General features: G+C 68.0%; 14 protein-coding genes and 1 pseudogene. 8 read left to right on the forward strand and 7 right to left on the reverse strand.

Annotated elements, in window-relative coordinates; genetic code table 11:
* The first annotated feature begins 1 nt into the window (after position 1).
* From ACXRVZ_RS13050 to soxA, 3 genes and pseudogenes are all read left to right on the forward strand, one after another.
* Positions 2-325, forward strand: coding sequence for a thiosulfate oxidation carrier complex protein SoxZ (locus tag ACXRVZ_RS13050; protein ID WP_457427219.1), 324 nt, complete (start codon positions 2-4; stop codon positions 323-325).
* A 71-nt stretch (positions 326-396) separates the two neighbouring features.
* Positions 397-576: pseudogene (locus ACXRVZ_RS13055) on the forward strand (sulfur oxidation c-type cytochrome SoxA); the annotation flags it as partial.
* A gap of 77 nt (positions 577-653) precedes the next feature.
* The gene (soxA, locus tag ACXRVZ_RS13060; protein ID WP_457427217.1) at positions 654-1049 is read left to right on the forward strand and encodes a sulfur oxidation c-type cytochrome SoxA; all 396 of its coding nucleotides are present in this window, start codon (positions 654-656) and stop codon (positions 1047-1049) included.
* A gap of 70 nt (positions 1050-1119) precedes the next feature.
* Here the strand turns inward: soxA and ACXRVZ_RS13065 are convergent, their stop codons facing one another.
* Positions 1120-1812 carry a glutathione binding-like protein gene (locus ACXRVZ_RS13065; protein WP_458232450.1) on the reverse strand — a complete coding sequence of 231 codons (693 nt, stop codon included), beginning with the start codon at positions 1810-1812 and terminating at the stop codon, positions 1120-1122.
* A 73-nt stretch (positions 1813-1885) separates the two neighbouring features.
* Here ACXRVZ_RS13065 and ACXRVZ_RS13070 point away from each other — a divergent pair, with 73 nt between their 5' ends.
* Entirely contained in the window at positions 1886-2617 is a 732-nt protein-coding gene (locus ACXRVZ_RS13070) for a hypothetical protein (RefSeq protein WP_458232451.1), read from the forward strand.
* Here ACXRVZ_RS13070 and ACXRVZ_RS13075 read toward each other — a convergent pair.
* Both ACXRVZ_RS13075 and ACXRVZ_RS13080 read right to left on the reverse strand, forming a co-directional pair.
* Positions 2614-3687, reverse strand: coding sequence for a phosphotransferase (locus tag ACXRVZ_RS13075; protein WP_458232452.1), 1074 nt, complete (start codon positions 3685-3687; stop codon positions 2614-2616). The two genes, ACXRVZ_RS13070 and ACXRVZ_RS13075, sit on opposite strands and share 4 nt — an antisense overlap.
* 62 nt (positions 3688-3749) lie before the next feature.
* Positions 3750-4454: a Crp/Fnr family transcriptional regulator gene (locus ACXRVZ_RS13080; RefSeq protein WP_457427209.1), complete on the reverse strand. Its 705-nt coding sequence runs from the start codon at positions 4452-4454 to the stop codon at positions 3750-3752.
* Positions 4455-4804: 350 nt separating this feature from the next.
* On the opposite strand from ACXRVZ_RS13080, the gene ACXRVZ_RS13085 reads away from it, so the two are divergent.
* Complete coding sequence (locus ACXRVZ_RS13085; RefSeq protein ID WP_457427207.1) at positions 4805-6565, forward strand: type IV pilus assembly protein FimV; 1761 nt, start codon at positions 4805-4807, stop codon at positions 6563-6565.
* A gap of 224 nt (positions 6566-6789) precedes the next feature.
* Here the strand turns inward: ACXRVZ_RS13085 and ACXRVZ_RS13090 are convergent, their stop codons facing one another.
* From ACXRVZ_RS13090 to lptF, 4 genes are read right to left on the reverse strand one after another with little or no spacing between them, the layout of a single operon-like run.
* Complete coding sequence (locus tag ACXRVZ_RS13090; RefSeq protein ID WP_458232453.1) at positions 6790-7734, reverse strand: CysB family HTH-type transcriptional regulator; 945 nt, start codon at positions 7732-7734, stop codon at positions 6790-6792.
* A 10-nt stretch (positions 7735-7744) separates the two neighbouring features.
* Positions 7745-8116 carry a sirohydrochlorin chelatase gene (locus tag ACXRVZ_RS13095; RefSeq protein ID WP_457427203.1) on the reverse strand — a complete coding sequence of 124 codons (372 nt, stop codon included), beginning with the start codon at positions 8114-8116 and terminating at the stop codon, positions 7745-7747.
* A complete protein-coding gene (lptG, locus tag ACXRVZ_RS13100; protein ID WP_458232454.1) occupies positions 8113-9240 on the reverse strand; it encodes an LPS export ABC transporter permease LptG in 1128 nt (375 codons plus the stop codon). The genes ACXRVZ_RS13095 and lptG overlap by 4 nt, the downstream gene beginning before the upstream one ends.
* Positions 9237-10334 carry an LPS export ABC transporter permease LptF gene (gene lptF, locus ACXRVZ_RS13105; protein ID WP_457427199.1) on the reverse strand — a complete coding sequence of 366 codons (1098 nt, stop codon included), beginning with the start codon at positions 10332-10334 and terminating at the stop codon, positions 9237-9239. The genes lptG and lptF overlap by 4 nt, the downstream gene beginning before the upstream one ends.
* A gap of 30 nt (positions 10335-10364) precedes the next feature.
* Here lptF and ACXRVZ_RS13110 point away from each other — a divergent pair, with 30 nt between their 5' ends.
* The 3 genes from ACXRVZ_RS13110 (at position 10365) to ACXRVZ_RS13120 (ending at position 13517) form a co-directional block, all read left to right on the forward strand.
* Positions 10365-11828, forward strand: coding sequence for a leucyl aminopeptidase (locus tag ACXRVZ_RS13110; protein WP_457427197.1), 1464 nt, complete (start codon positions 10365-10367; stop codon positions 11826-11828).
* Positions 11828-12250, forward strand: coding sequence for a DNA polymerase III subunit chi (locus tag ACXRVZ_RS13115; protein WP_457427195.1), 423 nt, complete (start codon positions 11828-11830; stop codon positions 12248-12250). The genes ACXRVZ_RS13110 and ACXRVZ_RS13115 overlap by 1 nt, the downstream gene beginning before the upstream one ends.
* 124 nt (positions 12251-12374) lie before the next feature.
* Entirely contained in the window at positions 12375-13517 is a 1143-nt protein-coding gene (locus ACXRVZ_RS13120; RefSeq protein ID WP_457427193.1) for a branched-chain amino acid ABC transporter substrate-binding protein, read from the forward strand.
* Positions 13518-13567: the final 50 nt, after the last annotated feature.

Raw genomic sequence — 13567 nt, forward strand, 5'->3', positions numbered from 1 at the left:
CATGGCAACAAGAGCCGTCATCACCCTGCCCGCCACCGTCAAGCCCGGCGAGGTGTTTGAAGTGCGTGCCACGGTCGCCCACGCGATGGAGACCGGCTACCGCAGCAGCGACGAAGGCGCCCGCCTGCCGCGCGACCTCGTGCGCCGCTTCGAGTGCCGGCTGGACGGCGAACTGGTCTTTGCCGCGGACCTGTTCGCGGCCGTCTCGGCCAACCCGTATCTGGCGTTCTGGCTGCGTGCAGACAAGCCTGGCGAGCTGAGGTTCAGCTGGCGCGGCGACAACGGCTTCGAGCACCGCGAGACGCGCCCGCTGACCGTCGCATGAGAAGCGTCTGGCTGCTGCTCGTCGTCGCGCTTGCCGTGCATGCCGACGAGCGCCGCTCCGGCCGCGACACCATGAGCCCGGCGCTGCGCACGCTGCAGGCCGACGACGCCCAGCATCCTGCCCAGCTCGCGCTGGCCCTGGGCCGCGAGCAGTGGGCCGCCGGTGCCAAGTCTTGCGCCAGTTGCCACGGAGAGCCCGAGAAGCTGCGCGGCGCTGCGGCCCGTTACCCGGCCTGGGACCAAGGCCTCGTCGATCTCCCCTGCCGTATTCAGCGCTGCCGCGTGCGCCATCAGCAGCAGGCCGCCTGGGCGCGCCCGAGGCCGAGCCCTTGCTCGCGCTGTCGGCACTCGTCGCCCAGCAGTCGCGCGGCCTGCCTTTGCAGCCGCCGCGCGGCGCCGAGCTGGACAAGGCCGCAGCCCAAGGCCAGCGCCTCTACACAACCCGTATCGGCGCGCTCAACCTCTCTTGCGCGCAGTGCCACGACGAACGCGCCGGCCAGCGCCTGGGCGGCAGCCTCATCCCGCAAGGCCACGTCGACGACTACCCCGTCTACCGCCTGGAGTGGCAGTCGCTTGGCAGCCTGCAGCGCCGCCTGCGCGGCTGCCTGAGCGGCGTTCGCGCAAGGGTCTGGGACTGGGACAGCGCGGAGCTGCTGGCGCTGGAGGTCTACCTCGCGCGCCGCGCGGCCGGCATGGCGATGCAGCCGCCCGGCGTGCGCCCCTGAGAGGCGCGCGCGCTGGCTTTCTGGCCACAACTCGGGAAGGCCATCCGACGGGGTGAACAGGCCCCCAGGCTCAGTGCTGCTTGACTTGCCTGGCGCCGAACAGCACTTCGCGCGCCTTGTCATCCGTCAACGGCCGGCGCGCTCCCGCCAGCACCTCCACCCCCCGCTGCACGGCCGGCCGCTTGGCGATCTCGTCGAACCAACCCTTGAGGTGCGGGTAGTCGCTCATCTCGACCCCCTGGTTCTTCCACGAACGCAGCCAGGGGAAGACGGCGATGTCGGCGATGCTGTACTCGGCGCCGCCCAGGTAGGTGGTGTGGGCCAGGCGCTTGTTGATGACGCTGTAGAGCCGCTTCGCCTCGTTGGTGTAGCGAGTGATTGCATAGGGCAGCTTCTCGGGCGCGTAGACGCGGAAGTGGTGCACCTGGCCGAGCATGGGCCCCACGCCGCCCATCTGGAACATCAGCCACTGCAGCACTTCGTACTTGGCCGCCACGTCGGCGGGCAGCAGCCGGCCGGTCTTGCCGGCGAGGTAGAGCAGGATGGCGCCGCTCTCGAACAGCGAGATCGGCTCGCCGCCCGGGCCGTCGGGGTCGGTGATGGCGGGGATCTTGTTGTTGGGGCTGATGGCGAGGAAGGCGGGTGCGAACTGCTCGCCGGCGCCGATGTCCACGGGATGGACCCGGTACGCAAGGCCGCACTCCTCCAGCATGATGTGCACCTTGTGCCCGTTGGGCGTGGGCCATGAGTAGACTTCAATCATTCGTCGCCTCCATCCGGTGCGCTCAGGCAGTTGCCAGCAGCGGCCCCATTCTCAGACTTCCTCACGACTCATGGTGGTAAAGCAAGTCAAGCACTGGCTGGTGACCCGCGCCAACGCGGCACGCTGGCGTCCTATCCAGGATTGGGCCGAAGCGCGTGGCGCCAGCTTCGCGCAAAGCCGTGACGGCTCGGGCTTCCTCATCGAGCAGCCCAAGGCCTTGCCCGGCCCGCTGCGCGTGGAGTGGGGCGTCTCCCAGCGCAGCTACCTGCCCGGCACCGAACTGCGCATGCGCTGCGAAATGGGCCTGCACCCCGACCTGCAGACCATGGTGCTGTGCCGCGCGCTGATGGAGAACCTGGAGCGCGCCGTCTTCGAGGCCTACACCGACACGCTCAAGACCCGCGTCGACACCGACACGCCCGAGGAGATGCGCTGGCTGGTGATGTTCCCGAAGTTCAACAACGCGGCCTCGCAGATCGTGCGCCAGCGCTACGGCGTTGTCGGCGTCACCAAGGAGCTGACCGGCGCCTGGATCGACGGCGATCTCAGCGAAGCTCTCGCCCAGGCCAGCCAGGACTTGCTGCCCGAAGGCCACCCCTTCGTGCTGATGTGCATGCGCGGCAACCTCTATCTGCGCACCGAGATGGCCGAGCCCGACCTGGCCCGCGTGCAGGCAATGGTGCGGCTGCTTGAATGCGCGGCGCGCGAGGCGCTGCGTGTGAATGCCCGACTGGCCGATACCGGCGCCTGGCCCACGACGACCTCCATCGCCTGGACCCCGACCACGCGGCCAGGGAACGTCTAGGCCTTCTGCGCGAAGCTCCAGGCCAGCTCCGACAGCGGCCTGACGCCCTTGGCCGTCTCCCGAGCCTGCTCGCTGGAGGCTGTGCCGTCCACCACGCGCTTGGCGATGCCCTGCACGATGGCCGCGATGCGGAACAGGTTGTAGGCCATGTAGAAGTTCCAGTCGGCCATGACCGACTCGACATCCGCGCGACCGGTGCGTTCGCAGTAGCGTTGCACGTAGACGCGCTCGCTCGGAATGCCCAACGCGGCGAGGTCTTTGCCGCCCAGGCCGCGGGCGGCGCCCGAGGTCTCGATGTGCCAGCTCATGCAGTGGTAGCTGAAGTCCGCGAGCGGGTGGCCCAGCGTCGACAGCTCCCAGTCCAGCACGGCGATGACGCGCGGCTCGGTGGGGTGGAAGACGACGTTGTCCACGCGGTAGTCACCGTGGACGATGGACACCTCGGCCTCGTCGCGCGCTGAGGCCGGGATGTGCGCCGGCAGCCAGGCCAGCAGTGAGTCCATCGCCGCGTTGGGCTCGGTGACCGAGGCCAGGTATTGCTTGCTCCAGCGGCCGATCTGGCGCTCGAAGTAGTTGCCCGGCTTGCCGTAGGCGGAGAGGCCCACAGCCTTGAAGTCGACCTGGTGCAGCGCCGCGATGACGCGGTTCATCTCGTCGTAATGCGCGGCGCGCTCGGCCTGGGTCATGCCGGGCAGGCTCTGGTCCCACAGCACGCGGCCGGGCATGAACTCCATGACGTAGAAGGCGCGGCCGATGACGGCCTCGTCCTCGCACAGCGCCAGCATCGCCGGCACGGGCACGTCGGTTCCGGCCAGGGCGCCCATGACCTGGAACTCGCGTTCGATGGCGTGCGCCGAAGGCAGCAGCTTGGCCACCGGCGCCGGCTTGCTGCGCATCACGTATTGCGCGCCCGGCGTCGTCAGCAGATAGGTCGGGTTGGACTGCCCGCCCTTGAACTGCTCTATCGTCAGCGGCCCGGCGAAGCCGTCGACATGGGCGTCCAGCCAGGCTTGGAGCGCCGTGCTGTCCAGGGCCTGAGAGAGGGGGCGTGTGCCGGTGAATGCTTCCATGGAGGTCCGTCAGTAGCGCGCGAACTTTCCATTTTGCGAGCAGGGCGTCGGCTGGCGTGTCCTCAGCGCGACGCTGCTGCCAGCAGCTTGTCGCGGTTGAGCACGACCAGGCGAGTCGGTTCCACGCGGACGGCGCCTTCGCGCTCAAAGGCCTTGAGTTCCTGGTTCACACGCTGGCGCGACGCACCGAGCAGCTGGGCCAGGTCTTCCTGCGCGAGCTGCAGGCCGATGCGGGTCTCCTCGCCTTCCTGCACGCCGTAGGAGCGCGCCAGCAGCAGCACCTGCTTGGCCAGACGCGCGGCCAGCGGGCGGGTGTTGAGGTCTTCGATCATGTCGAACATCAGGCGCAGACGCCGGCAGTTCAGGCGCAACAGCGCGTCGTAGAGCTCGGAATGCGTTTGCAGCAGCACGCGGAAGTCGGCCTTGCGCACGCACAGCAGCGTGGTCTCGCCATGGGCATAGGCGTCGTGCGTGCGGGGCAGGCCGTCGAACAGGGCGATGTCGCCGAACCAGGTGCCGGGTTCGACATAGGTCAGCGAGATCTGCTTGCCGGCCAGCGACACCGAGCTGACGCGCACAGCGCCCTTGGCGACGGCCGACCACTCCTCGGCCGGCTCGCCGCGATGGGACAGCATGGTCTCGTCGGGCAGGCGGCGCACGAAGGCGCGTTGCAGGATGTCGTTGCGCAGGGCCTCGGACAACCTGGAGAACCAGACGCCCTGGTCGATCTGCTGGCGTTCGGTGGGGGTGAGACTGAGTGCGTTCATGGCGAGGGCCTGTTCACGCTACGGCAATGGGACGCGAAGGCYCGTCGCAAGCGGCCAATCAAGGCGCAGCGCGCCGCCCGCACTTGTGTGCGGGCAAGCGGTGCAACGCCGAGTGGCCGCTTGCGACGAGCCTTCCCGAAGGGTTGTCACCAAATAGGCCGCGCGCGGCGTTGCAAATGCTCGCCGGGTGTCCGACCCGGCTCCGCTTTGCGCCTTGCTCGCGGCCTCTTTGGTGACAACGCGACCCGTTGCCGTAGTGTGAACAGGCCCTGCTGCATTGTGGCCCCATGCTAGAGTGAACCGCACTGTCCCCCCACCCTCGTTCAACCGCCTGTAGCCGCCCGCCGTCAATGCCCATTCCGGCCGTGCGCCCAACGTTGCTGGGTGCCCTCACCCCCGCCTTGGCACTGATGCTCGGCCCGTTGCTCGGCCTGGTGCCGCAGGGCGCCGAGGCCATGGGTCTGGGCCGGCCCCTGGTCCATTCCGCCCTTGGCAAGCCGCTGGATGCCAGCGTGCCGCTGAGCCTGGCCGATGGCGAGCAACTGCCGGACAACTGCGTGCGTGCCGAGGTCTCGGCCGGCGATGCGCGTGTGCCGGCCGGGCTGCTGCAGATGCGCGTCGAAGGTGAACCCGGGCAGCTGCGCATCCGCCTGCAGAGCCTGGTGCGCATCGACGAGCCGGCCTTGCGCATCACGCTGGCGCTGGGCTGCCCGCTGCGGCTGACACGCGAGTTCAACGCCTTCATCGACCCGCCCGCGAGTACGGCGGCCGTGCCTGCGCCTGCGCCGGCCCCTGTTCCCGCGGCGCCGCCGGCCGCCGAACCGGCGCCGCCTGCCGTCGCCGAAGCCAGCCCCGCGCCCGTACCTTCCGCCCGACCGCGCGTCCGACCCAAGCCCAAGGCGAGCGGCCCGCGCCTGGTGCTGGAGCGGCCCGAGATCCTGGTCAGCCAGGCGCCGCAGCGCCCGGCTGCAAAGAGTGCGCCAGAGGCGGACATGACGCCCGAGCTCGAAGCCCAGATCACCCAACTCGAGCAGACCGTGGCCCAGCTGCGCGCCGAGCTGGAGGCTCGCCTGCAGGCCGAGGCCGTTGCGGCGTCGGCTGCCGCCTTGACGACCGCTTCGGCGGCCTCGGCGCCCCCTCCTGAAGCCTTCGCATCAGCGCCCACGCCGGCGGCCTCGCCAGCGACGCGGCCTTCGCCCTATCGCGACCCCATGACCTGGGTGCTGACGCTGGGTCTGAGCCTGCTGGCTGGCGCGGCGGCCTTCTACGGCAGCCGCTGGCGCGACGAACGCGCCCGCCGCGAGTTGGCCTACTGGCGTGCCATGCACGCCGCCGAGGGCGCTGCGGAGCCCATTCCCGCCCCGCGGCCGCCGCCGCCATCGCCCGGTATTGCCCCGGCGGTGTTTGGCAATGCGGCACCGTTGCCGGACGAGGGCCAGCACCAGGCCACGCGGCCCCAGCCGCGGCCCATGCCCTGGCCGCCCGCGCCAATCGCTCCTTTCGCGCCCGCCGCGCCGGCCGCAGCCGCGACGCTACCGACGTCCATGCAGGCGACGCAGCCTATGCCTGTGCGGGCCGCTGAGGCGCCGCCGCCGTCCAACGAACTGACCGTCGCCGACGAACTGCTGGACCTGCAGCAGCAGGTCGACTTCCTGCAACTGCTGGGCCAGCATGAGGCTGCGGCCGACCTGCTTGCCGCCCGGCTGTCACGCGGCAACTGCGGCGCCATGGCCTATCTGCTGCTGATGGAGATCTGCCAGCATCGCGGCGAGCCCGAGGTGTTTGCGGAACTGGTCAAGCAGTTCGAGCAGCGCTTTCGCACGCAGGCGCCGCAGTGGTCGCAGAGCCTGTCGCGCGGCCGCACTCTGGACGCCAACCCGAGCGTCATCGCGCATCTGCAGGTGGTCTGGGCCGACCCCGGCGCGGCCATGCAGATGCTGCAGGACCTGCTGTCGCGCGGCTCCGGCCCCGGTGCGCCGCACTTCGACCTGCCGGCCTACCGCGACCTGTTGACGCTTTATGGTGTGGCGCGCGATCTCTTCGAGGCTGGCCTGCGCAGCGACGACGTGGACCTGATGCTGCCGCTGGACTCCAAGTTCGACGAAAACTGAAGCCCCCTCGCCCGGTCTCGCCACGCTGGACGCGGGCGTGCCCAGTCGGTCCCCCGAGGGGACGGCGATGCTCGCGGGGAAGGCCCCGCTCGCACATCGCCAGCGGTCCGGCTTGGCGAACTGGAGTCGGACACAAGCAGTCCCTGCGGACTGCTTGTGCCTACGGAAGGCCATGGGCCTCTGGCCCATGGCAGGCCCGGCGCTCGGACCGCAAGTTTCAATGCCTACAGCTCGAAGTCGTCGGACTCGCCGGTCATCGCCCGCTCGATCAGCTTGCGGTTCAGCCGCTCAGACAGCAACTCGGCAAAGCTGTAGACGTAGTTGCGCAGGTAAGCGCCGCGCTTGAAGGCAATGCGCGTGACGTTGCTGCCCAGCATGGCGCCCAGCGGCCGTGCGACGAGGTCGCTGTTCGCCGGCTCCTCGCGCATGGCCATCTCGGCCACGATGCCCACGCCCATGCCAAGGCGCACATAGGTCTTGAGGACGTCGGAATCGATGGCTTCGAGCACGACGTTGGGGGTCAGGTGGCGTGCAGCGAAGGCCTTGTCGATGCGGGTGCGGCCCGTGAAGCTGGGGTGGTAGGACACCAGTGGCTCGGCGGCCAGTTGCTCCAGGCTGACGCGCTCGACAGTGGCGAGCGGGTGGTCACGCGGCACCACCATCACGTGCTGCCATTCATAGCAGGGCAGGGTGACGAGCTCGGGGTAATGCGCCAGCGATTCGGTCGCCAGCCCTAGGTCGGCGGTCTCGTCGATGAGCATGCGGGCGACCTGGTCGGGGCTGCCCTGGTGCAGGCTGATGCGCAGCTGCGGCAGGTTCTTGCGCAGCTGGGCCACGGGCGCGGGCAGCACGTAGCGGGCCTGGGTGTGGGTCGTGGCGATGGAGAAGGTGCCGCTGTCCTGGCGCGAATACTCCTCGCCGATGCGCTTCAGGTTGGCCACCTCGCGCAGGATGATCTCGATGCAGGCCAGCACCTGCTGGCCCGGCTCGGTGATGCGGCGCAGCCGCTTGCCGTGGCGCGAGAAGATGTCGACGCCCAGCTCCTCCTCCAGCTCCAGGATGGCCTTGGACACGCCGGGTTGCGACGTGAACAGCGCCTTGGCCGTCTCGGTCAGGTTGAGGTTGCGACGTGCGGCTTCCTGGACGAAGCGGAATTGGTGCAGGTTCATTCGAGGACGCTCAGTCGAGGACGCTCAAGCAGGTCTGGCTGATGGCCTGGAGCACGGCTTCCTGCTCACCCAGGGGCGCATGTAGCCGCCACTCGATGGCGCTGCCATGGCGCTCGCGCAGTAGGTCCAGCAGCGGCGGCACGTCGCGCCGCACATGGCCACCGGTACCGAGGAAGAGAGGCATCACATGCACACGCGTGCAGCCGGCGGCGGCGAGCTGTGCGGCAGCCTCCTCCATGCCGGGCGACATCAGTTCGAGGTAGGCCAGTACCAGCGGCGTGTCGGGCCGAATGGTGCGCAGGCGCTCGGCGACGATCTCGAAGGGCCGCGCCCAGGCGGCGTCACGCGCGCCATGGGCGAACAGCAGCAGGCCTTCCTTCATCGGTATCTCACCAGCCATGTGAACGCCGCCATCGACAGCCCAAGGTAGAACAGGCTCGGCGTGGCCGCCACGGCCCAGGGCGTCCAGTTCTTCAGCATGCCGAGATGGCCGGCCACGTTGTTCAGCAGCACGAAGCTGATGCCCAGCATGATGCCGCCGAAGACCTTGATGCTGATGCCGCCCGAGCGGCCGTGCAGGTAGGCGAAGGGCAGGGCCAGCGCCACCATGACGAAGCAGGCGAAGGGGTAGAAGGCCTTGCGCCAGAACTGGATGTTGTGGGCCTGGGCCGACTGCTCCTGGGCCGACAGGTGGGCCGTGTAGCGGTAGAGCTCCAGCGTCGACATCGACATGGCCGGCAGCACCGCTGCGGCGATGACGCCGGCATGCAGCGAGCTTTGCCAGTCGAGCTTGTCCAGCTGCTGCTCGCTGACGACGACCTCGCCGACCGAGCCGCTGGCCGTCGGTGCGCCTGGGTTCCAGATCGTGCGCTTGACGGTCTCCAGGTGCCAAAGGCCCTGGCCGTCCACGTCAACCTTGCCGGCCTCGGTGCGCGACATCAGCCGGCCCTCGTGGTCGAACTCGAAGATGCGCACATCCTCCAGCTCGCCCCCGCCACCCACGCGGYCGACCTGAACGGAGTAGCTGCGCTCCTGACCATCGACATTGCGATGGTCCTTGAGCCAGGCTCCGCGTTTGGGCGCGGTGGCACTGCGGTTGAAGCGGGCGCGCATCTCATCGCTCTGGCGCTCAACCTGCGGCGCCACGTAGTCGCCGATGACAAAGGTCAGCACCGCGAACACGGCAGCCAGGCCCGCCAGCAGGCTCAACGCCCGCGCGGGCCCGAGGCCGCCGGTGCGCAGGATGGTGAACTCGCTGCTCTGCGCCATGCGGGCCAGCGCGACGATGGCGCCGATCAGCACGGCGATGGGGAACAGTTCGTAGAAATGCCCGGGCAGCTCCATCGCGGCCAACAATGCAGCCTGCGCGCTGCCCGCGCCGATGCGGGACATGCGATCCACTTCGTCGACGAAGTCGATGAAGAAGAACAGCGACAGGAAGGCCAGCGCGACCATGACGACCGAGCCGATGATGTCCTTGTAGAGCAGGCTGCGGACGGTTCTCATGCGGTCACTCTCTGCACGCGCCGGCGCAGGCTGAAGCGGTTGCCGTTGTCTCGTATCCAGATGGCGGCCAGCGCCAGGAAGAGGGCGCTGCCATGCACGCCGATCAGCGCCCTGGGCAGTGAGGTGCGGCCGTTGCCCACCCAGGACTGCGACAGGTTGATGAGGTTGAAGTAGACGACGAAGGCCAGCAGCGCGAACAGCAGGTTCCAGTTGCTGGCGCGACGCGGGTTGGACGCCGACAGGCCCACGCCCAGCAGGGCCATGTTGATGCCGCCGAGGATCATGCCCAGCCGCCAGGCGAGTTCGCCCTGGTTCTTCGGCGTGGGCAGGCGCAGCAGGTCCAGCGTGGCCGTCGCTTTGGGCGGCAACTGGCTGGCGTTGGCCAGCACCTGCGTGTCGGTCAGCACCTTGTACTGCTCGAAGCGGGCCAGGCTCTTCTCGCCGGTCTTGAGCTGGGTCTCGTTGCGCTGACCATGGTCCAGCACGAGGAAGCGGTCGTCGCCTTCCATGTCCAGCCGGCCGCGCGACGCCGTCGTGACCGATTCGCGCTCATGCTGGTTGGCGAGGATGAAGACATTGCGCCCGGTCGCGGCGTTGTCGCCATCTCGCTCGATAAAGAAGACGCGGCTGCCGTCACGCGAGCTCTGGAACTGCCCGGGCGCGACGCGCGAGAGGTCGCTGCGCTTCTGGTAGCGATCACGCAGCTCGGCGCTGTTCTGATTGCCCCAGGGCCAGACGATCAGTTCCAGCACCACAACGGCCAGCAGCACGGGCCAGGCCATGCGCAGCACCGGCCGCACGAAGCGCGACAGCGGGATGCCGCTGGCGAACCAGATCGTCATCTCCGACTCGCGGTAGAAGCGCCCCAGCGTGATGACCACGGCGATGAACAGCGACAGGATGAGCATGGTCGCCATGTGGCTGATGGTGGCGTAACCCATCAGCAGCACGACGTCCTGCGGTGCCACATTGCCGCCTGCGGCCTGTCCCAGTGTGCGGATCAGGGTGGACGTGAGCATGATGGTCAGGATGACCACAAGCGTGACCCCGAAGCTCTTCGCCAACTCTGACCGCGTGGATGAATCGAATAACATCAAACGCACTTCTTTCTACTTCTGGTCATTATGGACTTCAAGGTTCAAACCACAGAGCTGGATGCCCTCGCTACCGCGGGTGCTGACGCTCTCATCGTGGTGCTTGGCGGCGACTCGCTGCCTCAAGGTCTGGATGCTGCCGTCGCCAAACATGCGCAGGCTGCGATCAAGCTCGGCGACTTCGCCCTGAAAAGCGGCCAGGCGGTGACGCTGACGCATGCCGAAGGCATCAAGGCGCCCCGTCTCGTCCTCGCCGCCAGCGGCAAGACGACGTTGGCCGCCGCGCGTGCGGCGTTGGCGGCAGGCCTGGCCCAGATCAAGTCGCGTGGCGCGGCCAGTGCGGCCGTCGCCTTCGTCGGCTTCGAGGCCGACCTGGCTGAGTCACTGGCCGAGCAGGCCGCGATCATCGGCACCGACGCTGTCTACGTCTATCGCCACACCAAGCCCAGCGCGCCCGCTGCGCCCAAGCTGGCCAAGCTGGTCCTGCTCGTCGGCAAGGCCGGGCAGAAGGCTACGAAGGCCGGCCTCGTGCGCGGTGAGGCCATCGCCGCCGGCATCGAGCTGGCGCGTGAATGCGCCAACCGGCCCGCCAACTACGCGACGCCGACCTACCTCGGCGAAGTCGTGCAGGCCCTGGGCAAGACGCATGGCCTCAAGGTCGAGGTGCTGGACAAGAAGGCCGTCGAGAAGCTCGGCATGGGCAGTTTCCTGTCCGTCGCCCAGGGCTCGGACGAGCCACTGCGCTTCATCGTCGCCCGCTACGAAGGCGCGGCCAAGACGGTGGCGCCGGTCGTGCTGGTCGGCAAGGGCATCACCTTCGATACCGGCGGCATCTCGCTGAAGCCCGGTGCCGAGATGGACGAGATGAAGTTCGACATGGGTGGGGCCGCCAGCGTCATCGGCACGCTGCGCGCGGTGGCCGAGCTCAAGCCCAAGCTCAACTTGGTCATGATCGTTGCCGCCTGCGAGAACATGCCCAGCGGCAATGCGGTCAAGCCGGGCGACGTCGTCACGTCCATGTCCGGCCAGACCATCGAGATCCTCAACACCGACGCCGAAGGCCGACTCATCCTCTGCGATGCGCTGACTTACGCCGAGCGCTTCAAGCCCGCCGTTGTTGTCGACGTGGCCACGCTGACCGGCGCCTGCGTCATCGCGCTGGGCGGCGTGCGCAGCGGCATGTACGCGAGCGACGACGAACTCGCCGCCTCGTTGACGGCGGCAGGCGACGCTGCGCTGGACCCTTGCTGGCGCATGCCTCTGGACGACGAGTACGCCGAAGGCCTGAAGAGCAACTTCGCCGACGTGCCCAACATCGCCGGCCGCGCGGGCGGCTCCATCACGGCGGCCAAGTTCCTGCAGCGCTTTGCCGGCAAATACCGCTGGGGCCATCTGGACATCGCCGGCACGGCCTGGAAGGGTGGCGCCGCCAAGGGCTCGACCGGCCGGCCCGTCGGGCTGCTGACCCACTTCGTGCTGAGCCTGGCCGAGTAGTGCCTCAGCAGGTCAGCTTCTACAGCAACGCGGCCGACCCGCTGCATTTCGCCTGCCGGTTGGTCCGCCGCGCTCTTGCGTCGGGCAAGCCGGTGGCTGTGCGGGTGCCGCCGGCACTTGCGGCCAGGCTGGACGAATTGCTGTGGAGCTTCGATGCGACCGAGTTCATCCCGCATCGGTGTTGGGATGGCGCGACACCGCACGCACCCGGCGAGGTGCTGCTCATCGATGACGCGGCAGCTCTGCCGCACCGCGGCCTGCTGCTGAACTTGGCGGAAGACCTGCCCGGCGATGCCTTTGCATTCGAGCGTGTGCTGGAGGTCATCGGCTGCGAGCCTTCAGCCGTTCAGTCCGGGCGGGTGCGTTACCGTGCCTACCAGCAAGCGGGCGCGAAGCTGGACCACTTTTCAGCGGCAGGCTGATTGCTGCGGGTAAACGCTTTCCCGAATGAGCACCCTATGGATTTGGGATATGTTCATTTCGTTGAAAACTCAACAGTTGTTGCGAGTCTCTTTCTCTCTTCCTCTTCCAAACCGGAGTTGATCCATGCAAGTCAAAGTAAATGTGGTGGTCGGTGCCGTTGCGGCGCTGCTCAGCGGTGCAGCGATGTCCCAGGATCTGATCGTCAAGATCGGCCACGTGGGCCCGACCAGTGGCGCCATCGCCCATCTGGGCAAGGACAACGAACTGGGCGCCCGCCTGGCCATCGAGGAACTGAACGCCAAGGGCGTCATGATCGGCGGCAAGAAGGCCAAGTTCGAGCTGCTGGCAGAAGATGATGCCGCCGACCCCAAGCAGGGCACGGCTGCGGCATCCAAGCTGGTTGACTCCAAGGTCAACGGCGTCGTGGGCCACCTGAACTCGGGCACGTCCATCCCCGCGTCCAAGATCTACAGCGATGCCGGCATTCCCCAGATCAGCCCGTCGGCCACCGCTGTTGAGTTCACCAGCCGCGGTCTGAAGACCACCTTCCGCGTCGTGGCCAATGACGGCCAACTCGGCGGCACGTTGGGTCGCTACGCCGCGACCACGCTCAAGGCCAAGAAGGTCGCCGTGATCGACGATCGCACGGCCTACGGCCAGGGCGTGGCCAAGGAGTTCGAGAAGGGCGCCAAGAGCAAGGGCGCTGTCGTGGTGGGCCATGAATTCACGACCGACAAGGCCGTCGACTTCACCACCATCCTGACCACGCTCAAGGCCAAGAAGCCCGACGTGGTGTTCTTTGGCGGCATGGACGCGGTGGCCGGCCCGATGCTGCGCCAGATGAAGCAGCTCGGCATCGAAGCCAAGTTCATGGGCGGTGACGGCATCTGCACGGGCGAACTGCCCAAGCTGTCTGCCAGCACCATGGCTGACGGCCAGGTCGTCTGCGCCGAGGCTGGTGGTGTCGAGGGCGAAGCCAAGAAGTCGATGGACGACTTCCGCGCCAAGTTCAAGGCCAAGTACAACATCGACGTCCAGATCTACGCGCCTTACGTCTATGACGCGGTCAATGTGTTGGTCGACGCCATGGTTCGTGCCAAGTCCTCGGAGCCGGCCAAGTACCTGCCCGAGTTGGCCAAGACCAGCGGCTACAAGGGTGTGACTGGCGTGATTTCGTTTGATGCCAAGGGCGACGTCAAGAACGGCTCGCTGACGCTCTACACCTACAAGGGCGGCAACCGCGAGCAGATCGCCGTCGTGCGCTGATCCTGCGCAGACAGACGCCCGCCTTCGCCGGCGAGCGTTTCCTGTGACGA

It is taken from the genome of Roseateles sp. P5_E8 (assembly GCF_054177665.1).

What these genes read in the sequence shown, in the direction of transcription:
- ACXRVZ_RS13050 (WP_457427219.1), top strand. Translation starts at nt 2, where the DNA reads ATGGCAACAAGAGCCGTCATCACCCTGCCCGCCACCGTCAAGCCCGGC.
- ACXRVZ_RS13065 (WP_458232450.1), bottom strand. Translation starts at nt 1,812, where the DNA reads ATGATTGAAGTCTACTCATGGCCCACGCCCAACGGGCACAAGGTGCAC.
- ACXRVZ_RS13075 (WP_458232452.1), bottom strand. Translation starts at nt 3,687, where the DNA reads ATGGAAGCATTCACCGGCACACGCCCCCTCTCTCAGGCCCTGGACAGC.
- ACXRVZ_RS13080 (WP_457427209.1), bottom strand. Translation starts at nt 4,454, where the DNA reads ATGAACGCACTCAGTCTCACCCCCACCGAACGCCAGCAGATCGACCAG.
- ACXRVZ_RS13085 (WP_457427207.1), top strand. Translation starts at nt 4,805, where the DNA reads ATGCCCATTCCGGCCGTGCGCCCAACGTTGCTGGGTGCCCTCACCCCC.
- ACXRVZ_RS13090 (WP_458232453.1), bottom strand. Translation starts at nt 7,734, where the DNA reads ATGAACCTGCACCAATTCCGCTTCGTCCAGGAAGCCGCACGTCGCAAC.
- ACXRVZ_RS13095 (WP_457427203.1), bottom strand. Translation starts at nt 8,116, where the DNA reads ATGAAGGAAGGCCTGCTGCTGTTCGCCCATGGCGCGCGTGACGCCGCC.
- lptF (WP_457427199.1), bottom strand. Translation starts at nt 10,334, where the DNA reads ATGTTATTCGATTCATCCACGCGGTCAGAGTTGGCGAAGAGCTTCGGG.
- ACXRVZ_RS13110 (WP_457427197.1), top strand. Translation starts at nt 10,365, where the DNA reads ATGGACTTCAAGGTTCAAACCACAGAGCTGGATGCCCTCGCTACCGCG.
- ACXRVZ_RS13120 (WP_457427193.1), top strand. Translation starts at nt 12,375, where the DNA reads ATGCAAGTCAAAGTAAATGTGGTGGTCGGTGCCGTTGCGGCGCTGCTC.